The sequence below is a fragment of the Ensifer sp. R-19 genome (assembly GCF_049905105.1).
In the GTDB taxonomy this organism is placed as follows: Bacteria; Pseudomonadota; Alphaproteobacteria; order Rhizobiales; family Rhizobiaceae; genus Ensifer.
Window position 1 is genome coordinate 1,677,452 of the sequence record NZ_CP184569.1, and the last position, 25,076, is coordinate 1,702,527.

General features: G+C 62.8%; 24 protein-coding genes, 2 pseudogenes and 1 riboswitch. Of the genes and pseudogenes, 11 read left to right on the forward strand and 15 right to left on the reverse strand.

Annotation, left to right across the window (positions count from 1 at the left end; all coding sequences use genetic code 11):
• Positions 1–14: 14 nt before the first annotated feature.
• Both ACN9MO_RS08150 and ACN9MO_RS08155 read left to right on the forward strand, forming a co-directional pair.
• Positions 15–371, forward strand: coding sequence for a GNAT family N-acetyltransferase (locus tag ACN9MO_RS08150; protein WP_425987117.1), 357 nt, complete (start codon positions 15–17; stop codon positions 369–371).
• 6 nt (positions 372–377) lie between these two features.
• The gene (locus ACN9MO_RS08155; RefSeq protein ID WP_057248894.1) at positions 378–839 is read left to right on the forward strand and encodes a tRNA (cytidine(34)-2'-O)-methyltransferase; all 462 of its coding nucleotides are present in this window, start codon (positions 378–380) and stop codon (positions 837–839) included.
• Between the two features lie 80 nt (positions 840–919).
• Here ACN9MO_RS08155 and ACN9MO_RS08160 read toward each other — a convergent pair whose 3' ends face one another.
• The gene (locus ACN9MO_RS08160; RefSeq protein WP_057248893.1) at positions 920–1,495 is read right to left on the reverse strand and encodes an NADPH-dependent FMN reductase; all 576 of its coding nucleotides are present in this window, start codon (positions 1,493–1,495) and stop codon (positions 920–922) included.
• A gap of 76 nt (positions 1,496–1,571) precedes the next feature.
• Between ACN9MO_RS08160 and soxR the strand changes: the two genes are divergently transcribed.
• Positions 1,572–2,042: a redox-sensitive transcriptional activator SoxR gene (soxR, locus tag ACN9MO_RS08165; protein WP_057248892.1), complete on the forward strand. Its 471-nt coding sequence runs from the start codon at positions 1,572–1,574 to the stop codon at positions 2,040–2,042.
• 15 nt (positions 2,043–2,057) lie between these two features.
• On the opposite strand, the gene ACN9MO_RS08170 is transcribed toward soxR, so the two are convergent.
• Complete coding sequence (locus ACN9MO_RS08170) at positions 2,058–2,318, reverse strand: hypothetical protein (RefSeq protein WP_057248891.1); 261 nt, start codon at positions 2,316–2,318, stop codon at positions 2,058–2,060.
• Between the two features lie 217 nt (positions 2,319–2,535).
• Here ACN9MO_RS08170 and hemF point away from each other — a divergent pair, with 217 nt between their 5' ends.
• The gene (gene hemF, locus ACN9MO_RS08175; RefSeq protein WP_113132894.1) at positions 2,536–3,447 is read left to right on the forward strand and encodes an oxygen-dependent coproporphyrinogen oxidase; all 912 of its coding nucleotides are present in this window, start codon (positions 2,536–2,538) and stop codon (positions 3,445–3,447) included.
• A 46-nt stretch (positions 3,448–3,493) separates the two neighbouring features.
• On the opposite strand, the gene ACN9MO_RS08180 is transcribed toward hemF, so the two are convergent.
• Complete coding sequence (locus tag ACN9MO_RS08180; RefSeq protein WP_156414592.1) at positions 3,494–3,670, reverse strand: hypothetical protein; 177 nt, start codon at positions 3,668–3,670, stop codon at positions 3,494–3,496.
• A 153-nt stretch (positions 3,671–3,823) separates the two neighbouring features.
• On the opposite strand from ACN9MO_RS08180, the gene ACN9MO_RS08185 reads away from it, so the two are divergent.
• Positions 3,824–4,096, forward strand: coding sequence for a BON domain-containing protein (locus ACN9MO_RS08185; protein ID WP_057248968.1), 273 nt, complete (start codon positions 3,824–3,826; stop codon positions 4,094–4,096).
• Positions 4,097–4,102: 6 nt separating this feature from the next.
• Here ACN9MO_RS08185 and ACN9MO_RS08190 read toward each other — a convergent pair whose 3' ends face one another.
• The 4 genes from ACN9MO_RS08190 to ACN9MO_RS08205 form a co-directional block, all read right to left on the reverse strand.
• The gene (locus tag ACN9MO_RS08190; RefSeq protein WP_057248889.1) at positions 4,103–4,717 is read right to left on the reverse strand and encodes an ABC-type transport auxiliary lipoprotein family protein; all 615 of its coding nucleotides are present in this window, start codon (positions 4,715–4,717) and stop codon (positions 4,103–4,105) included.
• Between the two features lie 75 nt (positions 4,718–4,792).
• The gene (locus ACN9MO_RS08195; RefSeq protein WP_057248888.1) at positions 4,793–6,163 is read right to left on the reverse strand and encodes an MlaD family protein; all 1,371 of its coding nucleotides are present in this window, start codon (positions 6,161–6,163) and stop codon (positions 4,793–4,795) included.
• A gap of 81 nt (positions 6,164–6,244) precedes the next feature.
• Positions 6,245–7,054 carry an ABC transporter ATP-binding protein gene (locus ACN9MO_RS08200; RefSeq protein ID WP_057248887.1) on the reverse strand — a complete coding sequence of 270 codons (810 nt, stop codon included), beginning with the start codon at positions 7,052–7,054 and terminating at the stop codon, positions 6,245–6,247.
• Positions 7,055–7,076: 22 nt separating this feature from the next.
• Entirely contained in the window at positions 7,077–8,204 is a 1,128-nt protein-coding gene (locus ACN9MO_RS08205) for an ABC transporter permease (protein WP_082615754.1), read from the reverse strand.
• Between the two features lie 256 nt (positions 8,205–8,460).
• Between ACN9MO_RS08205 and dgcA the strand changes: the two are divergent.
• Positions 8,461–9,366 (forward strand): annotated as a pseudogene (gene dgcA / locus ACN9MO_RS08210) (N-acetyl-D-Glu racemase DgcA); the annotation flags it as partial.
• 37 nt (positions 9,367–9,403) lie between these two features.
• Here the strand turns inward: dgcA and ACN9MO_RS08215 are convergent.
• A pseudogene (locus ACN9MO_RS08215) lies at positions 9,404–10,615 on the reverse strand (MFS transporter); the annotation flags it as partial.
• Between the two features lie 97 nt (positions 10,616–10,712).
• Positions 10,713–11,549 carry a UDP-2,3-diacylglucosamine diphosphatase gene (locus tag ACN9MO_RS08220; protein WP_057248883.1) on the reverse strand — a complete coding sequence of 279 codons (837 nt, stop codon included), beginning with the start codon at positions 11,547–11,549 and terminating at the stop codon, positions 10,713–10,715.
• 173 nt (positions 11,550–11,722) lie between these two features.
• Here ACN9MO_RS08220 and ACN9MO_RS08225 point away from each other — a divergent pair, with 173 nt between their 5' ends.
• The 4 genes from ACN9MO_RS08225 to ACN9MO_RS08240 all read left to right on the forward strand — a co-directional run bounded on the left by ACN9MO_RS08225 (position 11,723) and on the right by ACN9MO_RS08240 (position 17,073).
• Positions 11,723–14,035: an NADP-dependent malic enzyme gene (locus ACN9MO_RS08225; protein ID WP_057248882.1), complete on the forward strand. Its 2,313-nt coding sequence runs from the start codon at positions 11,723–11,725 to the stop codon at positions 14,033–14,035.
• A gap of 282 nt (positions 14,036–14,317) precedes the next feature.
• A complete protein-coding gene (locus tag ACN9MO_RS08230; protein ID WP_057248881.1) occupies positions 14,318–15,055 on the forward strand; it encodes a helix-turn-helix transcriptional regulator in 738 nt (245 codons plus the stop codon).
• A 142-nt stretch (positions 15,056–15,197) separates the two neighbouring features.
• On the forward strand, positions 15,198–15,839 hold the full coding sequence (locus ACN9MO_RS08235) for an acyl-homoserine-lactone synthase (RefSeq protein WP_057248880.1): 642 nt from the start codon (positions 15,198–15,200) through the stop codon (positions 15,837–15,839).
• 127 nt (positions 15,840–15,966) lie between these two features.
• Entirely contained in the window at positions 15,967–17,073 is a 1,107-nt protein-coding gene (locus ACN9MO_RS08240; RefSeq protein ID WP_057248879.1) for a DUF2865 domain-containing protein, read from the forward strand.
• Between the two features lie 117 nt (positions 17,074–17,190).
• Here ACN9MO_RS08240 and bluB read toward each other — a convergent pair whose 3' ends face one another.
• From bluB to ACN9MO_RS08255, 3 genes are all read right to left on the reverse strand, one after another.
• Positions 17,191–17,886 (reverse strand): 5,6-dimethylbenzimidazole synthase, encoded by a 696-nt coding sequence (gene bluB, locus ACN9MO_RS08245; protein WP_057248878.1) that lies wholly within the window; start codon positions 17,884–17,886, stop codon positions 17,191–17,193.
• 46 nt (positions 17,887–17,932) lie between these two features.
• Positions 17,933–18,144, reverse strand: a riboswitch (cobalamin riboswitch).
• A gap of 141 nt (positions 18,145–18,285) precedes the next feature.
• Positions 18,286–19,098 carry an SDR family oxidoreductase gene (locus ACN9MO_RS08250; protein WP_057248877.1) on the reverse strand — a complete coding sequence of 271 codons (813 nt, stop codon included), beginning with the start codon at positions 19,096–19,098 and terminating at the stop codon, positions 18,286–18,288.
• A gap of 89 nt (positions 19,099–19,187) precedes the next feature.
• Entirely contained in the window at positions 19,188–20,381 is a 1,194-nt protein-coding gene (locus ACN9MO_RS08255) for a phytanoyl-CoA dioxygenase family protein (protein WP_057248876.1), read from the reverse strand.
• A gap of 104 nt (positions 20,382–20,485) precedes the next feature.
• On the opposite strand from ACN9MO_RS08255, the gene ACN9MO_RS08260 reads away from it, so the two are divergent.
• Positions 20,486–21,505, forward strand: coding sequence for a LacI family DNA-binding transcriptional regulator (locus ACN9MO_RS08260; protein WP_057248875.1), 1,020 nt, complete (start codon positions 20,486–20,488; stop codon positions 21,503–21,505).
• Here ACN9MO_RS08260 and ACN9MO_RS08265 read toward each other — a convergent pair.
• The 3 genes from ACN9MO_RS08265 to ACN9MO_RS08275 all read right to left on the reverse strand — a co-directional run bounded on the left by ACN9MO_RS08265 (position 21,480) and on the right by ACN9MO_RS08275 (position 25,006).
• Positions 21,480–23,027, reverse strand: a complete 1,548-nt coding sequence (locus ACN9MO_RS08265; protein ID WP_057248874.1) for a sensor domain-containing diguanylate cyclase — start codon at positions 23,025–23,027, stop codon at positions 21,480–21,482. The genes ACN9MO_RS08260 and ACN9MO_RS08265 overlap by 26 nt on opposite strands.
• A 245-nt stretch (positions 23,028–23,272) precedes the next feature.
• Complete coding sequence (locus ACN9MO_RS08270) at positions 23,273–24,268, reverse strand: ankyrin repeat domain-containing protein (protein ID WP_425987068.1); 996 nt, start codon at positions 24,266–24,268, stop codon at positions 23,273–23,275.
• Positions 24,269–24,355: 87 nt separating this feature from the next.
• Positions 24,356–25,006: a hypothetical protein gene (locus ACN9MO_RS08275; RefSeq protein ID WP_425987070.1), complete on the reverse strand. Its 651-nt coding sequence runs from the start codon at positions 25,004–25,006 to the stop codon at positions 24,356–24,358.
• Between the last annotated feature and the right edge of the window lie 70 nt (positions 25,007–25,076).

A 25,076-nucleotide genomic window follows, 5' to 3' on the forward strand; every position in this document is an offset into this window, starting at 1 on the left:
CGGCGGCCTGGATCATCGATCAGGACGGCCTCACCGGCGAAGTGAGGCTCGACAATCTCAATCACGTCGATCGGCGTGCGAGCTTCGCCATCGGCATTTTCGATCCGGAACGCCTCGGCAAGGGGCTTGGCACGGCGGTCACCAAGCGGGTATTGGCCCATGCCTTCGATGAACTTGCCCTTCATCGGGTGTCGCTCAGGGTTCTCGCCTTCAATGAGCGGGCGATTGCCGCCTATCGCAAGTCCGGCTTCTCCATCGAGGGCCGCGAACGTGAGTCGGCTCTGATCGACGGCGAGTGGCATGACGACATCATGATGGGCATCCTGGCCGCGGAATTTGACGCGCGGCGTGATGCTACCGGAAACGAGTGACCTGACGTGAGCAATCTGCGCATCGCCCTCTACCAGCCCGACATTCCCGGCAATACCGGCACGATCCTGCGTCTTGCCGCCTGTCTCGGGCTTTGCGTCGACGTGATCGAACCGGCTGGCTTCGACCTCTCCGACCGCAACCTGAAGCGCGCCGGCATGGACTATATCGCCTCGGTGGCGCTCACCCGCCATGTCAACTGGGAGCGCTTCGAAGAGTGGCGAGCGGCGAGCGGACGCCGACTGGTGCTCGCATCTACCAAGGCTGCCCTGCCCTATACGCGCTACGAGTTTCGCCCCGACGACATCCTGCTCTTCGGACGGGAGAGCGCCGGCGTGCCCGACCACGTGCACGAGCGTGCCGACGGCCGAATCCTCATTCCAATGGCGGAGGGCCAGCGCTCGCTGAACATCGCCATCTCCGCCGCGATGATCGCCGGCGAAGCGATCCGGCAGGTTTCTCCAGCCTGACAGTGTAAACATTGCTACCTCCTTGGCTGTCGATCGAGGGGCGCTGCAAGCGGAACCGGCCACCGTCAGTGGTCGGCGCGTTACGCCGCCACCTCGTTGTAGGGTGCGCTCTTGCGCGCCTGTTTCAGAACACGTGCCCACCAGGTCAGCCGGTCGATCATCACGAACAGCGGCGCACGCAATTCCTCGGGCTTGTAGAGGTTGCCGGCAGCGTCGAACTTCGACCACGCCTTGGGGAAAGTGATGCCATCGCGCAGCGTCACCGTATGCAGCTCCCCGAACACCTGGCGCAATTGCTCGACGGCCCGGATGCCGCCCGAGGCGCCGCCATAGGAGACGAAGGAGACAGGCTTTGCGTGCCAGGGCTCGTAGACCGAATCGATCAGTTCCTTGAGCGCCGCCGGATAGCCGTGATTGTATTCGGGCGTGACGATGATGAAGGCGTCGGCCTCGGCGATCTTGCGCTCGAGCCACTCGCCCGGATTGACCGCAGCGCCCAGCCCACGCGAGGTCCTCAGCCGCGCCGGATCGATGATCGTCAGGGTGAACACATCAGAAGCCGAAAGTTCCCGGATCAGCCAGTTGGCGACCGTATCGCAGAAGCGACCCTGGCGCGCGCTGCCATAGATCACGGCAAGGGTCATTTTCTCAGTCATGGGATCAAGCTCCTGTTGTCGACGTCATGGAGCCAATGCTATAAAACCTCAACAATAGTTGAGGTCAATAGCCATCATGACAGTTGTGAAAAGCAGCGAATTGCGCCGCGAGCTGACGGTCGGCGAAGTGGCGGAGCGAAGCGGCGTCGCCGTCTCCACCCTGCACTTCTACGAGGCCAAGGGGCTGATCCGCAGCAACCGCACCCGCGGCAACCAGCGCCGTTATCCGCGCAGCGTGCTGCGACGGGTCGCCGTCATCAAGGTGGCCCAGCGCACCGGCATCCCTCTGTCGGAGATCCAGGACGCTTTGTCGGTATTGCCGGACGATCGTCCGTTAACCGTCGAAGATTGGGGCAGATTGTCCGAAAACTGGCGCGAACAGCTGAACGAACGCATCGCCAACCTGATGGCATTGCGCGATCATCTGACGGGCTGCATCGGCTGCGGCTGCCTGTCGCTGCGTGAATGTCCGCTGCGCAACCCGCACGACGTGCTGTCGATGGAAGGCGCCGGACCGCGGTTGATGGATGATGATGGCCACCCTTGAGGGCAGTTAAATGAGTCAATCCGCACTCGGCAGGCGGCGCATGGTGAATTCGATCTCGTCGCCATCGAGCTGCCGCCAGCTTTCGACCTCGGTCCAGTAGGCGGCCTTCGGCCAGGTATCGAACCATTCCCGTGCCTTCGCCCGGGCGGCGCTGCGATCGAGCCGAAAGGTTTCGCGCACGAAAAGGCCATCGCCTCGTGTCGGTTTGTCCCGGCGATGCCGGGCGATCTGCCGCCGCAATCCATCGAGCGGCGGGCCTGCAGGTATTCTTGCCATGGGCTATACCTCTGATAACTAAGATAGTGACGGCGCTAGAGCTTTGCCAGAGGATTGTTCTGCGGCAGGCTCGCGCTGCCCATCAGCGCTCTGGTGCGACAGACCGCCCCGAGGTGCTGGACCGACGTTGCCATCGGCGCGAAAGTGTGAACTGTGGCGACTTCAATCGAATCGGCGGCATTTCATCGGGAAACCCGCCAACAGGACGCAATTTTCCATGGAACGACCGCAGCTCCCCCCGGGCCTCCCCGCAGATATCGAAGTGAAGAAGGCCGAGGCGCGTGCGTGGTTCGAAGGGCTGCGCGACACCATCTGCGCTGCCTTTGAAGGCATCGAGGATGAACTGACCGGTCCCCTCTCCGATCGCGCGCCCGGGCGTTTCGTCGCCAAGGATTGGAGCCGGGACGATGGCAAGGGCGGCGGTGGCTGCATGTCGATGATGGAAGGCCGCGTCTTCGAAAAGGTGGGCGTCCACACCTCGACCGTCTTTGGTGAATTCTCGCCTGAATTCCGCAGCCAGATTCCGGGCGCCGCCGAGGATCCGCGCTTCTGGGCCTCCGGCATTTCGTTGATTGCCCACCCCGTGAACCCCAACGTGCCGGCCGTGCATATGAACACCCGCATGGTGGTGACGACGAGCAACTGGTTCGGCGGCGGTGCAGACCTCACGCCGGTGCTCGACCGCCGCCGCGTCATGACCGATGCGGACACGCAGCTCTTCCATCGCGCCATGGAAATCACCTGCAGCCGCCATGCGGTCGCCGACCACGCCAAGTTCAAGACGTGGTGCGATGACTACTTCTTCCTGCCGCACCGCAACGAGCCGCGCGGAACCGGCGGCATCTTCTACGACTGGTTGCGCTCGTCGGAGGAACAGGGTGGCTGGGATGCGGACTTCGCCTTCACCCGCGACGTAGGCAAGGCCTTTGCCCTCGTCTACCCGAAGATCGTCCGCACCAACTTCAACATGCCCTGGACCGAGGAAGACCGGGATGAGCAGCTCGTGCGGCGCGGTCGCTATGTCGAGTTCAACCTGCTCTATGACCGCGGCACGATCTTCGGCCTGAAGACCGGCGGCAACGTCGAGTCGATCCTGTCGTCGCTGCCCCCGGTGGTGCGCTGGCCCTAAGGCAAGCACAGAGAACGTTTCGCCAGGCACGAACGCTCTCGCCACCTCAACTGCATATCCGCACCTTCTTCAGGATGACCCTGCCATAGGCGCCGTAGGTCTTGACGGTTTTGACGACGCAGCTCTGCCTGTAGCCATAGCTGTAGTTCCCGGCTTGCGCCGGTGTGCCGAAGGCAAGTGCCATCGCTATCGCCAGAGCCATGGCGAAAAAAGAGCCGCGCATCGATATGTCCCCTGCATGCTGATCGTGACCGCGACAGATCCCGTCGCTTGAGGAGACACATGGCACGACTGAGGATTTCCCGCTGTTTCGAATGAAACAGGCGAACAAAGCGTGGCATCCGACGTTTCCCCTGCGTTGAGCGAGGTGGATGCGATGATTTTCAAGAAGCGAACATTCTACGGCGACGAGCCGGAGCGGCAGGCCGCGGATCACCCGGCCGAGCTCGAGCGCCGCGTCGCCCATTTTCTGGCGGTGGCGCCCGGCCTCGATGCCGCCGATCTCACGGTGACTGCCAAGGGCAACACGATCATCCTTGCCGGCTTCGTCGCGACCGCGGCCGAAGCTGCCCGCGCCGAAGAGGCGGCAAGACACATGCAAGGCGTCGCGGAAGTGATCAACCGGATCGAAATAGCCGGCATAAAATAGAAGGCGTCAGATGGAGCCCAGCGTCCAGCTGACGATCTCGGCGGAAACGCTGGCGAAAGCCTGATCCATCGCCTCGATGAAGGCCGGGTTGCCCGCACCCTTCACGCTGGCCGTGGCCCGAAACGCCTTTTGCACCCGCACCGTGCCATTGCGGTCGTTGAGGATTTTCGCGAAGATTTCGACGACGGCCGTATCGGCACCTTCCGTCGAGATCTCGAAGGCGCGGATTTCGGTGATGACTTGGTAATCGATCGCAAGGCCCTGGCCCGGCTTGCCGACGCCGCCGATCTTGCCGGTGTCTTCGAAGGCCTGCACGAGCTTCGACTGCACCAGCTTCGGCAGGCGATCGCTCCATTGTGCCTTGGAGAGATATTGCAGCTCGGAACCGGACAGGCGGATGACGACTTGGTCGCTGTCGAGCGCCTTCAGCGCCGTCGGCTCGGGCACCAGGATTTGTTTGCCGGTCGATGCCCGTCCTTCAACGAGAGGTGTAGCCGAAAGGCTGTACGTGTCGTTGACGGCTTTCGTACCGCAGCCGGCAAGTCCGGCTGCCAGCACGAAAATCAGGGCGGAGCGCCATGCTCCTGCTACTCGCACACCCACCAGCCCCGGAAAACTCATACTGCCAATACCCTTGTCCCAAACACCTTGGCGCACTTTTGAGCCGAAGCATAACGCCTGTTTGCCACGCCCGAATCAGCGCCGGGTACGGCCATCATATTGCTTCACCGTCTCGCCGCCAAAGAGAAGACGCTGCGGGTTCTTGTCGAATGTGGAGATGGTGTTCTCCAGGCTCTGGACCGTACGCCGCGTATCGGTGACGAGTGCTTCGACGTCGCGCAGGCCCGAGCCCGAGAAGCGCTTGAGGTTGTCGGCGATCGGGCCGATCTGCGCATTGAGATTGTCGGCCATCTTGCGGAATGACGCGAGCGTCGCGCGGGCGTCAGCCGAAAGCGAAGGCGCATCCGCATCACCAAGGAAACCATCGACCTTGACGAGAATGCTGTCGACCCGGTTGGCAGAGGCGTTCAACTTGCTTGCCAACTGGGTGACATCGGTGATGGTACGGTCGATATCCTGCTGCCGCGCCGTGATCTTTTCGGCAAATGCGGAAATGTTGGCGACCGTCTTTCGGGCGTCTGCGGTCGCTGCTGTGATGTCGTTGACGACGAGCTCGACCTTCTCCTTGTCCACCGAGGCCACCAGCGTATCGACCCGCTCCAGCGTCTTCTGGGCGTTCTTGCCGAACTGGTCATAGGTCTCGACCGTTCGACGCAGCGCAGCAAGCGTCTCCGTCACTCCGCCCGAAGCCGCCTTCAGGTCGTTGCTGATCTGCTCGACATTCGAAACGATGTGGTCGATCTTCTTCGGATCCACCGACTTTACCAGGGTCTCGGCAGCCTCCAGGGTCGAATCGAGTTTCTTGGAGGCTGCGCTGACCGAACCGGAAAGCTCCGTCACGCTCCTGAGGAAATCGTCGATCGCGCCGGAATTGTTGGCAAGCGCCGTGGAGAACGTTTCGGCATTGCCGATCGTTTTCGTCAGCGGGCCGCGCACGTCGGTCACAAAACCCTGGATGTCGGTGATGGCGTCGTTGGCCCGGTCCATGATCTGGTCGGCAGTCGCCAGCAGGCTGGTAACGCTCGACTGATCCGCAAGGATGCGCGCCTGTGTGCCATTTTCGATCGCGGATCTCAGGATGTTCTCGTCGCCCTTGCGGCCGCCGCTGAGCTCGATATAGGCGGCGCCCGTCAGGCCCTGCACTTCCAGCGTCGCCTTGGTCGATTTCAGTACCGGCGCATCGATCGAAACCTCGGTGACCGCAATCGAATAGCGCGGGTCATTGGCGTCGATCGCAAGATTGCGCACCGTGCCGACGGGAATACCGTTGAAGCGCACCGGCGAACCGACGGAAAGACCGTTGGCGGAACCCGGAATATTGACCACCAGCTCGACCATCTCGCCGCTGCGGCCGTATTGCGACATCCAGTAGACGAAGCCGAATGCGGCCGCGATCACGAACACCGTGAAGAAACCGACAATGGCGTAGTTCGCTTTCGTTTCCATTCGTACCGACTACCTTCGTGGCCGCTTCACCGGCTCTTGCTCCGATCTCGACATGTGTGCGTCAAAACCGCCTTCTCGAAATCATTGATCGTTCCGCACGATCGAACGTGCCCGCTTGCCCCTGAAATAGGACTGCACCCAGGGGTCGTCGCAGGCCAGCATGTCCTCCACGGTCCCCTCGACCAGAACCTTCTTCTTGCCGAGAACCGCGATGCGGTCACAGACGGAAAACAGGCTGTCGAGGTCGTGAGTCACCATATACACGGTCAATCCCAGCGTGTCGCGCAGCTTGGCAATCAACTCGTCGAACTCGGCAGCCCCGATCGGATCGAGGCCCGAGGTCGGCTCGTCCAGGAAGACCAGGTCGGGATCGAGCGCCAGTGCGCGTGCGAGAGCCGCGCGCTTGATCATGCCACCCGAAAGCTCCGACGGGTATTTTTCCGCCGCTTCCGGCTCCAGGCCGACCAGCTCGATCTTCACCCGCGCCAGTTCGTCCATCAGGCTCTGCGGCAGGTCGAGATATTCCCGCATCGGCACCTGGATGTTCTCGCGCACCGTCAGCGCCGAAAAGAGCGCGCCATGCTGGAAGAGAACGCCGAGGCGCATGTCGAGCGCGATGCGCTCGGCTTCGGTGATCTTGTCGTAGTCGGCGCCCAAGATCTCGATCTTGCCGGAACGCTTCGCCAGCAACCTCAGCACGGTGCGCATCAGCACCGACTTGCCCGTGCCGGAAGCGCCGACGAAACCAAGGATCTCGCCGCGGTAGATTTCGAGGTTCAGCTTGTCGAGCACGATGTTGGAGCCGAAGCCCACCGTCAGGTCACGGACTGAAAGAACGGACTCCCGCCCGTTCGCCTCGGTCGCCTGGTACGCATCGTGCCGTTTTTCCAATGGGTTCACGCTGTTCTCCGCCTCAAAAATCGATTGACGCGTAAAACATGGCGAAGAGCCCGTCGATCAGGATCACCACGAAGATCGACTTGACCACCGAGGACGTCACGTGACGGCCAAGCGATTCCGCGCTGCCGCCGACCTTCAACCCCTCGACGGCCGCCACCACCCCGATGATCAGCGCCATGAACGGCGCCTTGATCATGCCGGCGGCGACAGATGAAAAATCGACCGCTTCCTGCAGACGCGCAAGGAAGGTCGGGATGGTGATGCCGGAATAGCCCCAGGCAACCAGAGCGGCACCGGTCAAGGCCGCGAAGTTCGCGATGATCGTCAGCAGCGGCAGAGCAACGGTGAGCGCGACGAGGCGCGGAAAGACGAGAACGCCAATCGGGCTCAGCCCCATCACCTTCAGCGCGTCCACTTCCTCGCGCATCTTCATCGAGCCGATTTCGGCGGTGATGGCACTGCCGGAACGGCCGGCAATCATGATCGCGGTGAGAAGAACGCCGATTTCGCGCAATTGCAGGATGCCGACGAGATCGACGACGAAGACTTCCGCACCGAAGTAGCGGAGCTGGAACGCGCCCTGCTGCGCAATGATCGCACCGATCAGGAACGACATCAGCATGATGATCGGCACTGCCATCACGCCCATCCGGTCGATCTGATGAACGATCGCCGCCGGCGAGACACCGCTGTGCCGTCCAAGCTTCAGCTGGGCGCCGCGCACCGCAGAGCCAAGAATGTACATGGCAGCGACGATATCTTCCCAGGTCGCGATCATGACCTCGCCGACCGGCGCGAATATGCGCTGGAACAGCGGCACCCGCTCCTTGCCTTCATCGGGCGAACGCAGTTCTGCCGGCAAGGCGTCGAGCAGCTCGACATAGCGCTGCCCGCCGTCGGCGAAGTGAACGTCATCTCTGGACGGCCCGACGACACGGGTCACGAAGCGGCGGATGATCCAGGCCCCGGCCGTATCCATCGCGGTCACGCCGGAAAGGTCGAACTGAGCGGCGCTGTCACCCTTGCGCGCGAGCTGGTCCAGCTTCGCCGCCATCGCCTCGGCTGTTTCATGCCGCCAGACGCCGGTGAAGACATAGCTTCGCTCGCCACCACTTTCGGCCAGCGCGACATCAGCGGTCATCTTGCGGGCAGGTTGCGACACGTGGCTTCTGTTTTCCCGAATTTCTACTGCATAATTCCCTGGATCGGGGTCGGTCTCAGGACAAATTTATGCAGCGGGCCTAAAGTGTTACAGCGAACTTTGCGCATCTCAACGCGCGCCGCCGTAAAGATTCGTAAATCCTTACACCGTCATAACCGCTCGTATCGTTGCTGTCACCCGAACCTTCGACCGGTGGCGATACCAGCCCTTCAGAATGCAGGCCGGAGACGTTTTCATGTCACTTTCTCTCGATGCAGCGGTGGAACATTTCCCGATCGCAGGCACCTTTACGATCTCGCGCGGCTCCAAGACGACGGCGAGCGTCGTTACTTGCCGAATCAGTGACGGCACCCACACCGGTTCCGGCGAGTGCGTGCCCTACGGCCGCTACGGTGAAACGATCGATTCAGTGTTGGCCGAGATCGCTTCCATTCGCCCGCGCATCGAGGCTGGCCTGACCCGTGTCGAACTGCAGCGCCAGATGAAACCGGGCGCCGCACGAAATGCCGTCGATTGTGCACTGTGGGACCTGGAGGCCAAACAGAAAAACAAGCCTGTTCATTCGCTTGCGGGCATAGCCTCACCCGACGCACTGACCACCGCCTACACGTTATCACTCGCCGAGCCAGACACCATGCGCGAACAGGCGGCGAAATATGCCCACCGCGCACTCCTCAAGATCAAGGTCGGCACACCGGACGATGGCGCGCGTATCCGCGCCGTGCGGGCGGGCGCGCCCGAGAGCCGCATCATCCTCGATGCCAATGAGGGGTGGACGCCCGAAACCCTCGCCTATCACTTCGCAATCTGCGCCGAGGAACGGATCGACCTGATCGAGCAACCGCTGCCCGCCGGGCGCGACGATGCGCTGGCGACGATTGCCCGCCCGGTACCCATCTGTGCGGATGAAAGCGTGCACGCGACCGAGGACCTCGCCGCGCTCGTCGGCCGCTATGACGCGGTCAATATCAAGCTCGACAAGACCGGCGGCCTTACCGAAGCGCTGCGCATGCGCGATCAAGCAGCAGCCCTTGGCCTCAAGATCATGGTCGGCTGCATGGTCGGCAGTTCGCTGGCGATGGCGCCGGCGATCCTGGTTGCCCAGGGCGCCGATTTCGTCGATCTCGACGGGCCTCTGCTGCTCGCCGAAGACCGCACACCGGGTCTGCGCTACGAGGCTTCGCTGGTTTTCCGCCGGAACCGCGCCTCTGGGGCTGAAGATACCAGGCGGCAACCGCGAAGCAGCAGCCGGCAAAGGCGACGACCGACATCGAATAGAACCCCTTCACCCCATACCAGGCGTAAAAATAGCCAGACAGGAACGTGAGGATCGCGGTGAAGATGCCGGTGTAGAAGAAATAGAGCCCCTGGGCGGACGCTTCCTGCGATTCCACCACCCGCTCGACCAACTTGTGCTGCATGCCGGTGTGCATGATCGCATAGGTGAAGGCGTGGAAGCACTGGAGGATGAAGTAGCCGCTGAAACCGAGATCCATCGGGAAGATGATCCAGCGCACCACGGCGAGCGAACAGCCCGACAGGATCATCACCCAGACGCTGAAACGGCGGCTGATCGCCTTGGCGAAGATGAACATCGTGACTTCGGCGGCCACGCCCGCGCTCCAGAGCAGGCCGATCTCGGTGCCGCTGTAGCCGATGTGCTGCCAGTAGATCGCCGAGAAGGCAAAAAGCATCGCGTGGCTGGCATTGACCAGCGTCACACCGATCAGGAGCAGCTGCAGGTCGAGCTGCTTGAGCGACTTCGGCGGCGGCTCGGTGAGTGCAGTGATCGGCGATGGCCGGCGCGGCTTTCCGACGCGCGGCGCCGCATAGGCCATGGCAATTGTCAGGCCGAAACCGATCGCCATCGCCGGCAGCACCATGTCGCTGCCGTATATGCCGACCATCCAGCCACCGAGCATTGTCGCACCGATGAAGGCGACCGAGCCCCAGAGCCGCATGTGGGCGTAGTCGAAGCCCCAGCGGCGGACGCCGGAAAGCGCGATCGCCTCGACGATCGGCACATAGGGCGAATAGACCGCCGATTGCAGCGTGTAGATGACCAGCACCGGCCAGAAGTCGCGAAAGTAAAACAACACCAGAGCGGTTGCAAGCGATAGGAAGCCGGACCAGATCAGCACGATCGTCCGCTCGCCAAGGCGGTCGGCGATGACGCCGGCGATCGGCGCGGTGATGACGCGCACGAACATCGGCAGCGCCAGCACGACGCCGATCTCGAAGTCGCTCATCGAGAGCGTGCTGAGCCACATCGGAAAATACGGCATCGCGAAGCCGTTGACGATCAACGGCGCGCAGAAGAGCAAGGCGATGCGAAGCGCGAAATGGCGCGGCGGAGGGCCCACGGTTGCGGGCGCTGAGGAGGGAATCATCGGCTGACCTGATGGCTGTGCTCAATCTCTAGCACAGCCCTGGCATGCCTCGCCATAACCTAGTTTTCGCGACAGGAGGTGACCTGTCGCTCTCCGGTTACGCAGCGCGCTGTGTCAGCAATTGGGCAAGCAGCTTGTCGGCTTCACCAGAGGCTTCGCCCTCAAGCGCGCCACCGCGCATCTGATGCCAGGTGATGAGTTCCATCCTGCCATCGTGATGCTCGGCAATCGCCGTGCAGCTTTCCACCCAGTCACCGGTATTGATGTAGCGGATATCGCCGATGTCCTCGATGACGGCATGGTGGATGTGGCCGCAGATCACCCCTTGAGCGTCGTGGCGACGGGCTTCCTCGGCAACCACCTTCTGGAACTCGCCGATGAAGTTGACGGCATGCTTCACCTGGAGCTTGGCCCAGGAGGAGAACGACCAATAGGGCATGCCGAGGCGCCGGCGAATGGCGGCCAGGCCGATATTGATGGCGATCGCCGTGTCATAGGCCCAGTCGCCGAGATAGGCGAGCACACGGGCATTGCGCACCACCACGTCGAATTCGTCGCCATGCAGCACCAGATAGTTACGGCCGTCCGCACCCTCGTGCATGTAGCGCTGCGCCACCTCGATGCCGCCGAAGTGCACGCCGGGAAAATCGCGCAGGAACTCGTCGTGATTGCCGGGGATATAGACGATGCGGGTGCCCTTGCGGGCCTTGCGCAGAAGCTTCTGGACGACGTCGTTGCAGTTCTGCGGCCAGTACCAGCTGCGCTTCAGCCTCCAGCCGTCGACGATGTCGCCGACCAGCACAATCGTCTCCGCTTCGTGATGCCGCAGGAAATCGAGCAGGAAGTCCGTCTTGGCGGCCTTCGACCCGAGATGGACGTCGGAGATGAACAACGTCCTGAGCTTTCGTACGGACTTGTCTTGCTGCGCCGTCATGCCAGCCTCGTCTTTAATTACGCTTCCTGCCCCCGTGAAAACCAGACTCGTGTTTCAGGAAGATGACATGAGCGCCTTGCCGCCGGTCTGGCCGCTGAAATCAGCACGGCAAAACTGTACCTCGCTCCGAATTCATGCCAAAAGGCACGACCACGAATGAGGAATGTGAGAGCATGAACACGGGCGACAAGACGAAATCCCACATCGGTCCGGCCAGCGGCGACATCGACCAGCAGGCCCTTTTCTTCCACCGTTACCCGCGCCCGGGAAAGCTCGAAATCCAGCCCACCAAGCCGCTCGGCAACCAGCGCGATCTGGCACTCGCCTATTCGCCCGGCGTGGCCGCGCCATGCATCGCCATCCGCGACAACCCGGAAACGGCCGCCGACTACACGGCGCGCGCCAACCTGGTCGCGGTCATCTCCAACGGCACGGCCGTGCTCGGTCTCGGCAATATCGGGCCGCTCGCCTCCAAGCCGGTGATGGAAGGCAAGGCCGTCCTTTTCAAGAAGTTCGCCGGCATTGACGTCTTCGACATCGAGATCGACGCTTCGTCCATCGAGCGCATGGTCGACGTGATCTCGGCGCTGGAGCCGACCTTCGGCGGCATCAACCTTGAAGACATCAAGGCACCGGAATGTTTCGAGGTTGAGCGCCAGCTGCGTGAAAAGATGCAGATCCCGGTCTTCCATGACGACCAGCACGGAACGGCGATCATCGTCGCCGCCGCCATCCTCAACGGCCTGGAACTCGCCGGCAAGGATATCGCCAAGGCGAAGATCGTGACGTCGGGTGCCGGTGCGGCAGCACTCGCCTGCCTCAACCTGCTCGTCATCCTCGGCGCCAAGCGCGAGAACATCTGGGTGCACGATCTCGAGGGCCTCGTCTACAAGGGCCGCGAGGTGCTGATGGACGAGTGGAAGTCCATCTACGCCCAGGAGAGCGACAACCGCGTGCTCGCCGACAGCATCGGCGGCGCAGACGTCTTCCTCGGCCTTTCCGCTGCCGGCGTCCTGAAGCCGGAGCTGCTGGTTCAGATGGCCGAAAAGCCGCTGATCATGGCGCTTGCCAACCCGACGCCGGAAATCATGCCGGAAGAGGCCCGTGCCGCCCGCCCGGATGCGATGATCTGCACCGGCCGCTCGGACTTCCCGAACCAGGTCAACAACGTTCTGTGCTTCCCGCACATCTTCCGCGGCGCGCTCGATTGCGGCGCAAGCACGATCAACGAAGAAATGAAAATGGCGGCGGTCCGCGCCATTGCCGGCCTTGCCCGCGAGGAGCCGTCCGACGTTGCCGCCCGCGCCTATTCCGGCGAAACCCCGGTCTTCGGCCCCGACTACCTGATCCCCTCGCCCTTCGATCAGCGCCTGATCCTCAGGATCGCGCCGGCCGTCGCCAAGGCGGCCGAGGAAAGCGGCGTCGCCACCCGTCCGATCCAGGATTATGACGCCTATCTCGACAAGCTGAACCGCTTCGTATTCCGCTCGGGCTTCATCATGAAGCCAGTGTTTGCCGCCGCGAAGAACGCCCAGAAGAACCGCGTGATCTTTGCCGAGGGCGAAGACGAGCGCGTGCTGCGCGCCGCCCAGGTGCTGCTGGAAGAAAGCACGGCCCGGCCGATCCTGATCGGGCGTCCGCAGATCATCGAGACGCGCCTGCGCCGTTACGGCCTGCGCATCCGTCCGGATGTCGATTTCGAAGTGGTGAACCCCGAAGGCGATCCGCGCTACCGCGACTATGTCGAGGATTATTTCGCCCTCGTCGGACGCCTCGGCGTCATCCCGGAGGCGGCCCGTACGATCGTGCGCACCAACACGACGGTGATCGGTGCGCTTGCGGTCAAGCGCGGCGAAGCCGATGCGCTGATCTGCGGCGTCGAAGGCCGGTACTCCAGGCACATGCGCGACGTTTCGCAGATCATCGGCAAGCGCGAAGGCGTGCTCGACTTCTCCGCCCTCAGCCTGCTGATCTCGCAGCGCGGCGCGACCTTCTTCACCGACACCTATGTCAGCTACTGCCCGAGCGCCGAGGAGATCGCGCAGACGACCGTCATGGCCGCGCAGGAAATCCGCCGCTTCGGCATCACGCCGCGTGCAGCGCTCGTCTCGCATTCGAACTTCGGTTCGCGCGACTCGGAAAGCGCCACCAAAATGCGCAAGGCGCTTCAGCTCGTGCGCGAACTCGCGCCTGACCTCGAAGTCGACGGTGAAATGCACGGCGATGCGGCGATCTCGGAAGCGCTGCGCCAACGCGTCATGCCGGACAGCAGCCTGCCGGGTGAAGCCAACCTGCTGGTCTTCCCCAATCTCGATGCCGCCAACATCACGCTCGGCGTCGTCAAGACCATGACCGACAGCCTGCATGTCGGTCCGATCCTGCTGGGTTCGGCGCTTCCCGCGCACATCCTTTCGCCTTCGGTCACATCGCGCGGTGTCGTCAACATGGCGGCCCTCGCGGTCGTCGAAGCCAGCCATCCGGGCTGACATGATACCGCGGAGATCGCCTTCGATCTTCGCAGATATCAGGCGCCAGACCGGCGCCCCCAATGCCATATCCGGGCGTCGCGCAGTTGTTGAGCGCGACGCTCTATCGCCCGAGAATCACAGCGGAATCATCCTCTGCTGCCCGCTCGCGCGATCCGGTCGCAAGAACCGGCAATCGAAAATTGCAAAATTGGCATCACACACCAAACGGGTAAGTTTGCGCTGGACAAAAGGTGAACCTCTAACCATGCTGTGGCTTCGGACGAGATTCGGTGTTGTGGCATGACTGAGCAGCAGGCTGTCCTCGACATGCTGGAAATCCTGGAAGGCGGGGGCTGTGTCGAGCCCGCTCATTTCTTTACGCTGATGCGCCGCACGTTCCGCATTGCCCATCTCCTGTACCTCGAAGCCGAGCCCTATGCGGACGAGCTCAAGATTTGCCGCCTGCATCACACCTTCGGCGCCTATGCCGCCGAGATCTACCGTTCGCGCGGCCTTCACCGAATCGATCCGATCCTGAAGCTCGCGCTTGGCGGCGTGCGCCCGGTGGAATGGACGATGGCGCGACATCGGTTCCCGGAATGCGAGCCTTTGTTCCAGGCCGCGCAGGAAATCGGCATTTCCACCGAGGGCGTTGCCTTGCCGCTGCCATCGCCCGCAGGTCGGACGGCGCTGCTGGCAATCAACGTCAACATGCCGGCCGACGAATGGACGGCCTATCGGCGCCAACATCTGCGCGATTTCCAGCTCGCCGCGAATCTTTTCCATGCGGCCATGCTGGAACATGGCGCAATGGCCGGCGGCCTTTCGGCGCGTGACATGCGCCTCACCGGTCGCGAAACCGAGGTTTTGACCTGGGCCGCCGCCGGCAAGAGCTATTGGGAAATCGCCACTATCCTCGGCATTTCCGAACGCACTGTGCGCTTCTTCATGACCAATGCGAGGCGCAAGCTGAATGTCGTCTCCAACACGCAAGCGGTCGCCCAGGCCGTCCGCCATGCGCTGATCCCCACCGTTTGACGCAGCTCGCGCCAATGCCCTCCCAAAACCCCTCGAAATCTAGTGGGAAATATCGCTGATTTAAACTGTCACTACCGACAGTTACGCGACCGCCGCCAGCCTGACAGCATCCGCCCATCCCAAGACAAGGATGGAGAAAAAGATGATCAGGATCCTGAACGGAAAGACCCGAGCACAGCACCCGCGGGCCGTCGACGACATGTTCCGGCTGCGCAAGCGGGTCTTCCACGATTTCCTGAAATGGGACGTTCAGACGGACGGCGAATGGGAAATCGACAACTACGACACGGCGAACCCGCTCTACGTGCTATCCTACGCTCCCGACGGCCGGCTGCGTGGCTCGCTGAGGCTGCTGCCGACGCTCGGTCCCAACATGCTGGACGATACCTTCCCGATCCTGCTCGGCGACAATCCGGAAATCCGCAGCGCTTCGGTGTGGGAATCGAGCCGCTTCTGCATCGAGCCCGAGATTTCGCAGGACCGTGCCTCCAATCAGGTGACGATCGCCGCCGCCGAGTTGATGTGCGGCGTCGGCGAACTCGGTCTCGCCTCCGGCATCAGCCACATCGTCACGGTCACCGACGTGTTCCTGGAACGCATGTTCCGGCGCATGGGATGCCCGGGCGAACGCATCGCCGAACCCCATCGCATCGGCTCGGTCTTCGCCGTTGCCGTCGCCTGGGAAGTGACTGACGACCTACTTCAGCGCATGAAGGCCATTGCCGCCATCGAAGGCACCGTTCTCGAACGCCCGATGTCGCTCGAAACCGCCCGCGCCGCTTGAATGCCATCGCCGGCCGGAGCCGTTAACGCAAACCGCCGCTTGTCGTTGCACGATCACCGACAAGTTCTATGATGGAGGTGAAACAGGAATTGCCGCTGGCAGCCGCCCATATCAGAAGGCCGGCATCATGCGGCATCAGGAAGAGACTTCGCCCGTGTTCCCGCGCTTGAAACACGTCGCTGTGGTGCTTGTGCCGCTGGCCCTGGTCGGTGCCGATCCTTCGCTGGCATCGACCGTGTGCGACCGGCTGAATACCCGGCTTGCGCAACTGCCCGACATGGTCGCCACCACTGCGGATGCCCGGGACTATGCCAGCGCCATCTCACGACAGAATATCGAGCTGCGCCGGGCGAAGAACGACCGCCGCCGCGCGGGCTGCGGTGGCGGCAGCGTCGTCACCTTCGATGGCGGCGACCCCGACAGCTGCGGGGAGCTCGACAGCCTCATCGCCGAGATGGAAGACAATCTGCGCATGCTGAAGTCGGAGCGCGAGCAGATCGTCGCCGGCGGCAGCGAAGACAGCCGCCGCCGCATCCTTGCCGCGCTTGAAATCAACGGCTGCTACAGCGACAGCGAGGAGTTCGCCAGCGTCGAGCCCGAAGAGCCCGAAACGCACCGCAACATCATTGCCGACCTGCCACCTGAGGACGCCTACGGGCCGATGCTCGGGCATGGCGAAGATGGTTATGCGCCGCAGGATGGCTATTATCGCGGAACGCTCAGGACCATGTGCGTGCGCACCTGCGACGGCGCTTTCTTCCCGATCTCCTCGGATGCGACGCCGGCCGACTTCCCGCGGGACGAACAGGCCTGCCGGGCGCGCTGCCCTGGCGCCGAAACGGAACTCTACTTCCACGATATCAACACGGAAGAGAGCGAACAGATGGTCTCGGCCGTGACCGGGCTACCCTATACCGAAATGCCCAATGCGTTTGCCTATCGCACCCGCGGCATCAGCAAGCCTGGCATGTGCGGCTGCCAGATACCGCAGACTGCCGCAACCTCGCCGAAGACGACCGGCACCAAGATCGGCGACGATCAGTCATCCATCGTCGTGATCGAAACCAAGAAACCGGCGGACACCACGACCGCCAAGGCGCCGGCCGAGGAGCGGCCCTACGACCCGTCCAAGAGCAAGGTGCGCGTCGTCGGCCCGACCTTCCTGCCGCAGGAAGAAACCTCGATCGACCTGAAGCACCCGAAGGGACCGGCCTATCAACCGGTCCAGAACTGATCCTGGCGCCGCCTTAAAGCGCGTCGCGATCTTTTAGATTCGCTCATTGCACTTTAAGTTTTTGATACTTCGCACGTCGTTATCGCAAAACCGCTGCGCACTTTTGCGAGACGGGTTTTAGGAACTCTCGCCGCAGTTCCCCCAGCCTTCCTCAAACACCAGCTCTTCCAGCGGCAGGCGTTGCCGCCATCCCTTCACCGCCAGTTCGGGCTGCTGGTAAAGGCGATCGACATAACCGAGGCAGAGCCAGGCGACGATCTCGATATGATCGGGAATGCCGAGGATCGCCTTGATCTCGGCCTCGTGAAAGATGCTGACCCAGCCGACGCCAACTCCTTCGGCGCGGGCCGCAAGCCACAGGTTTTGCACGGCGCAAACCGTCGAATAGACATCCATCTGCGGATTGTGCGTGCGGCCGAGAACGACGGCGCCGCCGCGCGTGCGGTCACAGGTGACGCAAATGCTGAGCGGTGCTTTGCGAATGCCTTCGAGTTTTAGCGAGCGGTATTTGGTCTGCTGCTCTGCCTCGAACATCAGCGCCGCCTCATCATTGGCGCGGCGAAACGCCTGCCAGACGCGCTCGCGCGTTTCTGCCCCCCGCACCAGTACGAAATTCCAGGGCTGCATGAAGCCAACCGACGGCGCACTGTGCGCCGCGGCAAGCAGGCGTTTCACCAGATCGTCGGGAAGAGGCTCTGCCAAGAATTCGTCGCGCACGTCGCGGCGTGTTTCGATAGCGCGGTAGACAGCCTCCCGCTCATCCAGCGAGAAGGCACCGGCAGCCGCAAGGCCGCCCTTCGGTTCAGTCAGCATCGTTCGATCCCCAACAATGCGAAAACCTCCCGCCGTCCGCGCGGGGTTCGGTCTATCTCGCCAGGCCGGTCTTCTGACTTCGGTTCAACCGGTCGCCTCACCTTCCCAGATCGATTTAAGATCCAGTGGCAAAACCTTGAATCAATTCAAGGCACTTGTAGAGGCGACCGTCCCCGTCACAGCGTTGGGCACGTTCCGGAATGACACCGGATTCCCGATTCTCCCGCTTGCGCGGGCACCTGACGGCGTCATAAGGGCACAGCCACTAGCGAAAGACAAGCGCCCGTCAGAGCGGGATGAGGAAAAGTGCACGCAGTTTTCCGCCCGCATTCCGCTCTAACTTCTAAGGACCGATCACGTTTATGATTTTGGATCGATCCGACCCAAAATCATCGTGATCTAGAGCGGCGCCACCGGATGGGGCGAACCGTCATAGCCGCCCCAGACCGATTGGTCGAAGCAGATCACCGATCCGGTCATCAGCCCGGATTCCGCCGAAGACAGGTAGGCGCAGGCTCGCGCCACCTCGGCCGGATCGACGAGCCTGCCGAAGGGTTGGCTGGCGGCCGCCTTTTCGAGCCAATCCGCGGCAGCGCCGTGAAATTCGCGCTGGATGCGGTCCTCGCCTTCGGAAGCCATCCAGCCGATATTCAGGCCGTTGACGCGGATGCGGTTGCGCAGAAGCGCATAGGCAGTGTTCTTGGTCAGCGTCTCCAGAGCGCCTTTCGACGAGCAATAGGCCGCAATGAAGGGCTGCCCGGCCATTGCCGACATCGAGCCGATATTGACGATGGTGCCTTCCGTTCGCTCGCGCCGCATCACCTTCACCGTCTCCTGCATCAGGAAGAACGGCGCCCGCACATTGATGGCGAACATCCGGTCGAAGAGTTCCGGTGTCGTGTCCAGGATCGTGCCGCGATCGGTGATGGCGGCGGCATTGACCAGCGCATCGACCCGACCGAATTCCGCATCGCAGGCGGCAACGACCTTGCGCGCGCCGTCCACCTTTTCAAGATCGGCCTCGACATAGACCACTTTCGCGGCGCTGGCCTTGCCGATTTCTTCGGCCTTCGCCCGCCCCTTGGCGGCATTGCGCCCACAAATGACGATGCCCGCCGCACCGCGTTCGGCGAATAGGCGGGCGATCGTTGCGCCCAGCCCTTGCGTGCCGCCGGTGACGATGGCGACCTTGCCTTGCATCTGTCCGTTCATCGAGTTCCTCCCTCGCAAATGATGATGTGAAACAGCTACGGCTCCCGAGCGAAATGCGCCGGGAGCCTGTCAATTGTGAGACTGACCCGTCAACTCAGCTTGCGCTTCGCCTGCGCGTCGAGTGAGGCCCGAAAATCCTGCTCGCTTGCTCCCGCGGCAAGCGCCTCGCGCATCAACTGCGCCTGGGTCTTTGGCGCCAGCCCGCCAAGCGGCGGATCGCGGTCGAGATTGGTTGGGAAGGAATAGCCCTCGGCGCAGGACGCGATGGCATTGGCCGCTTCTGCATTGGTCAGTTTGCCCCCGCCAAGCAAAACCTTCAACGCCGGATAGAGCGTCGCGCTCATCGTCAGTCGATCGACCGTTTCCATTGTCCGGCCAAAGGCCGAGGACACCTGCAGCAGGTTCGCCACGCGGCGGATGTCGGTGGAGCGGTTGTTGCCGGCCGCGTGGAAGAGCGCCGGATTGAAGAAGACGACATCGCCCTTTTCGAGCGGGAGCTGGACATGGTGCTCGTCGAAATAGGCTCGGAACTCGGGCCGATTGAGCGCCAGATAACCCGGCACATAGGTCTGGCTATAGGGCAGGAACAGGGTCGGCCCGCTTTCAAGCGGCATGGCGCAGTGGGCGACCGCGCCCTGCAGCGTCAGCACCGGCGAGAGCTTGTGGACATGCGCTGGATAGCGCTCGATCACCGCGGCGGTCTGGAAGCCGAGATGGTAGTCCCGGTGCGCCGATTGTGCCGCGCCGCCCGGATTGACGCGGTTCACCTGCGCCGTCATCTGGTAATTCGGCCCAAGCCAGGCTTCGCTGACAAGCGCAATGATGGCATTGCCGTAGTAGGCGGCAAAATTCGCCGGCGCCTTCAGGCAGTGCTTTTCCAGCGAGTTCCAGATGCGATCATTGGCGCCAGGCTTGGCGAAGTGGTCGCCGCCGCCGCTGTTGCTGCGATGCTGCTCCTCGATGATCTCGTCGAAGACGGTGCTCGCGACATCCACCGCGGCGGTATCGGCAAAGGCGCGCTTGAACACCGCCACACCCGGGCCGGTCGCCAGCGCCTCACAGATTTCGGCAAGCACCGCCCGCCGCGTTTCTGCATCGCCGCAGGCGGCAATCAGCTCGTCGCTATTGTAGATCAACACGTTCTGGTCGCAGCTCGAAGCATAGGGATAGTCGGCCAGGCTGGTCCGGCGCTCGACCTCCGCCCGGAACGCCTCGATATCGCAGGCCGCTTCGGTGAGCCAGATGCGCTCGATCCGCTGCCTCGCCCTGTTGTCGGTCTTCATCGCGTTTCCTCCTCCGGAACATCTTGATGGGCACGACTATAGGCGGCGGCAAAACATGATATAGAGCAGGAATCCATCAAAAATCCATCAGGAGAGCAGCGGCGGTGGCCCATCCCTATCTGGTCAAGGACATCGCCTTTCAGGCCGGTCTCAGCACCGCGACGGTCGATCGCGTGCTCAACGAGCGCCCGGGTGTCCGCCGCCAGACCATCGCCAGGGTTCGCGCGGCCATCGAGGAGCTGGAGAAGCAGCAGGCGGGGCTCGATATACAGGGCCGCAAGTTCGCGATCGACATCGTCATGGAGGCGCCGGAGCGCTTTACCGATGCGGTACGACGGGCCTTTGAAAGCGAAGCCATGACACTGGCGCCGACGATCTTTCGCTGCCGTTTTCACTTCGCCGAGACCATGCGCCCGCAGGACATCGTGCAACTGCTCGACCGCATACGCCTGCGCGGAACCGACGGGCTCGTATTGAAGGCACCGGATGTGCCCGAGATCGTCGGCGCCGTCGCACGCTTCGAGACAGGCGGTATTCCCGTCGTGACGCTGGTGACCGACCTTCCCAACTCCCAGCGCACCGCCTATGCGGGCGCCGACAACCGGGCGGCCGGAGAAACGGCTGCCTATCTGATTGGCGAACGCTTTGCAGGTGCCGCGGCCACGGTCCTCGTGACGCTATCCAGTGGCCGCTTCCGCGGTGAGGAAGAGCGCGAAATCGGCTTTCGCCGGGTGCTGCGTCAGCACTATCCGACAATCCGGATCGTCGAGATCAGCGAGGGGCATGGTCGCGATAGCGAAACCGGCGCGCTGGCGGACGCAGCACTCGCCGCCAACCCTGATATCAACGCCGCCTATTCGATCGGTGGCGGCAACCGCTCTGTGCTCGCGGCCTTCGATCGCCTCAACCGCAACTGCGCGCTCTACATCGCCCATGATCTCGACGAGGACAATCTGGCGCTGTTGCGCGCGCGGCGCGTTCATTTCGTCCTGCATCATGATCTGAAGACCGACGCACGCACGGCCTTCCGCACCATCATGCTTTACGGCCGCGTGCCGTCCGCCGCAGTCGGCCCTCAGCTTTCTGCCGTGGTGGTCATCACGCCCTATAACGTACCGGAGTAGAAAAATCGCCCAGGCCGCTTGGTCCGGCGGTTGGCTGCTCGCCGGTGGTTTCACCCGGCAGCACCGTATCGTCAGCGGTCTCGACGCGGTTGCGGCCACGTCGCTTGGCAAGATAGAGCGCCTCATCTGCCGCCAGCAGCAAGGCACGCGCGGTCAAACCATGGCGCGGCGCGAAGGCGATGCCGGCGCTGCCGCCGACGACCAGCAGCTGGCCGTTGAACCCAACCGGTGTCTGCGCATCGGCGACAAGACCGGCCGCAAGCCCACGGGCTTCGGCCTCGCTGCAATCGCCGAGGATGATTGCGAACTCGTCGCCGCCGAGCCGTGCCACAGTACCGTTGGGTCCGGCGCGGTTCCGGAAACGCTCGGCCATGGCGACCAGAACAGCGTCGCCTGCCGCATGACCATAGCGGTCGTTGACCGCCTTGAACGCGTCGAGGTCGGCATAGACGAGCGTGAACGGGTGCGTCTTTGCCTTCAACAGCGCCGCTGCCAGCATGTCGTCGAAACCGCTGCGATTGAGCAGCCCCGTCAGCCGATCGTGCTTGGCGAGATGCCGGTTGAGCGCCTCGCTCTGCTGCAAGGCGGCAAAGAGCGTCGAGAAGCGGAAGGCAACGAACGCCATCAGCAGCGCTGCGACGATTGCCATCACGATGACGCTCGGTAGCAACTCGGCGCGCACGAACCCGCCAGGAGATTGCGGCATCCAAGCCGCCACCAGACAGGAGGCGTCGGAACAGCGGCCGACCGATGTGTAAACGCTGCCCTCCGGCCGCTCGGTCAATGGCACGAAAGCAAGCCCCCGGACGCCCAAACGCGCCGCGATCTCTCGCGTCATCTTGGCCGTCACCGGTCGCACCGAAACCATGAGCACCGGTGCCCGGCGCCCCGCTGGAACGACCAGCGTTTCCGGGATGACCGCCTGCACCACCGCGACGCTCATGCGCCCGTCGATCTCACGCAAGTCCATGGCGTGGATCCCGGGTACGGACGGCATCAGCGATTGCGGGTCGGGCGTCACGACATCCAGCACGTAGGAGCCGTGGTTGTTTCTGAGCACATTATCGTAACGGCGTTTGGCCTCGTCGAGCAGGTCATCGACCTCTTCGAGCGGGACACGGGCCGTCTCGCTCGGCACCGCAACACCGTCCTTCAACACAGTCGACGTGCTGTGATCCACGTCCGTCATGATCAGCCAGGAGAAGCCGTAGTCTTCCCACAGCCAGCCCGACAGCTCGTCCGCAACGAATGCGTCGCTGACGTGCCCCTTGGCCAGTTCTTCGTAGGTCTTGTCCCAGAAGGAAAGCTGCGCCTGAAACTGAACGACGGCATCCATCTGGTGGCGCAGTTCGGTTGCCACCAGCCGGCGCTCCGCCGAAAGGCCGAAGCGACCCGCCTCGGCGACGGACCGATCCAGAACGAAAATGAGGCTCGCGATGATCAGAACCGCGACCAGCGTGCAGGCGGCATGGATCGCCCAAACCGTTCTGCTCCGCTTCGCCAGCCGCAAAGTCTTGTCCATGATGCGATCGCCCCCTCGTCCGGCCGGCTGTCGCGCGCATTCTCGCGCCTCTCCAAGCGCGATACGCAGCCACGGCGGCCAACTTGGGCAGCACCGTAGCGATCAAAATCAAAGTTTGGCTTAAATAAGCTGGTGTTGAAATACTTAACGATTTCAACCGGCTGAATCCGCCAGCAATCAGCAGTCGCAGGCGGATTACAGGGAGCGCAAACCAATGTCAGCGCTCCCCATTTGGACGGAGCGTTCTATTTCGGAACGGCTGCCGGGCGCAGCAATGCGATGACCTCCTCATTGCCCTTGTCACGCGCCAGATCTCGTATCGAGGGGCCCGCGACACCGTCACCTATGCCGGCGTTTGCGCCTCGATCGAGAAGCAGCCGCACAGCGGCCGGCTGCCCGTTGACCACGGCGAACGCCAGTGGCGTCATCCAATCCTGTTGCGGTTCCGGACGGCCGCGCCCCCGGAACCTTCCGAACGGCGTTTCGAGCAACTCTGGCTCCCGATCGAGGATTTCGGCAACCCATTCGACCATGCCGAAGGCCGCGGCCGCGAAGATATCCAGCGGCTGCTCCTTCAGGAAGCGCACCATCTCGGCCTTGCCGTTGTACTCGGCCCAGCCGATCGGCGGCGCATGGTGGTAGGGATCACGGGCCGTTGAATTGGCACCGTGATCGAGCAACAGCTTCGCCATATCAACATTGCCGTGCAGTGCCGCCACGTGCAGCGGCGTGCGCGATGTCATGCGGTTGACGTCGAAGCCGAGCGACAACATGAGCGTGGCTTCGGCGCGCCTGTCGTCACCCGCCGCCTCGTGCAGAAGCGCCGGATGCGCGGTCTGCGCGCGTGTGATCAGCGTCGGATCCGCATTAACGAGCGCCCTCGCCGCATCGGCCTTCATTTCTGAGATAGCCCGGGCCAGCCGGTCAACATCGTCCAGCGGTGCCTCCGTTGCCCCGCGCGAAACGAGAAACGCAGCCAGCGCCGCATCACCGCCGAGCTCTGCCCATTGATAGGGCGTCCGGCCCTTGATGGGACGATTGACGTCGGCACCATGCTCGACCAGCAGGCGCACGCGCTCGCCCATGCGTTTTTCGAGCGCCCAGGCGAGCTGGTAGTCGAAAACGCGTTCGCCGTTTTCAACGAAACCGCCATCGTTGCGAACCAGCCAATTGTTCCGATCGTTGGCGCCAAGGCCATAGTCGAGCAAAAGCTTGAGGCACGTGTTGTCCGGCTCGAACATCCGGTTGTAGAGCGCCTGGCTGTCATTCGCCCTGGCACCGGCATCGAGCAGCAGCCGCGCGAAAGCGACGCAATCCGGATGTTGCGGCTACCGCTCGGGGCCGGCCTCGCCTTCGCCGAAGACGCCCGTCAGCGCCGTGAAGCGGTACTGACCGTCGTCAAGCCAATGCGCATCGGGACTGGCACCCCGTTCGATCAGGCGTCGGCCGGCGGGCAGAGAGGAATGGCCGGGAACCCGGGCATAGGCAGCGTAGAGCAACGGCTCCCAGTCATACGGCCCGCCGCGTTTGCCTACGAGTTTCGGATCGCGATCGAGCCAGCGGTCAATTGCCTCTACGTCGCCGAGCGCGGCTGCAACGTGGATGCTGTCGCCGGCGATTTCGGGATGTTCTTCCAGCAGTGCAAGCGCCTGGGTGAACCGCTCGGGATCAGCGGCTATGTCGCCGAAGTAGGAGACGGTCGCCAGAGACAGAAAGCGGTTTGCAAGCTGCTCGGTTGCAGGTGCATTGCTCCCGGATTTCTCAAGATGCCGCTTCAGCCGTGTCCAGCTCGAAAAGCCGAACTCGCGGGCGAGCACCAGTTGCGCATCCTGGAGCCCCATTGCAGCGGGATCGGCAAAATAGGGAAACGCCCGCTGCCTTGCACTGGCATCATCGGCCTTCACGGCTTTCAGAAAAGCCTTGGCCTGCTTGCGGATCGTTTCGAGGGTAAGGTTCGCGGGAAGATCGCGCGCGATCATGAAAGACCTCCTTTCATTCACGTCCGGTATCCGCGCCCACAGACTGAAAAGAGGTGTGGCAACCAAGTTC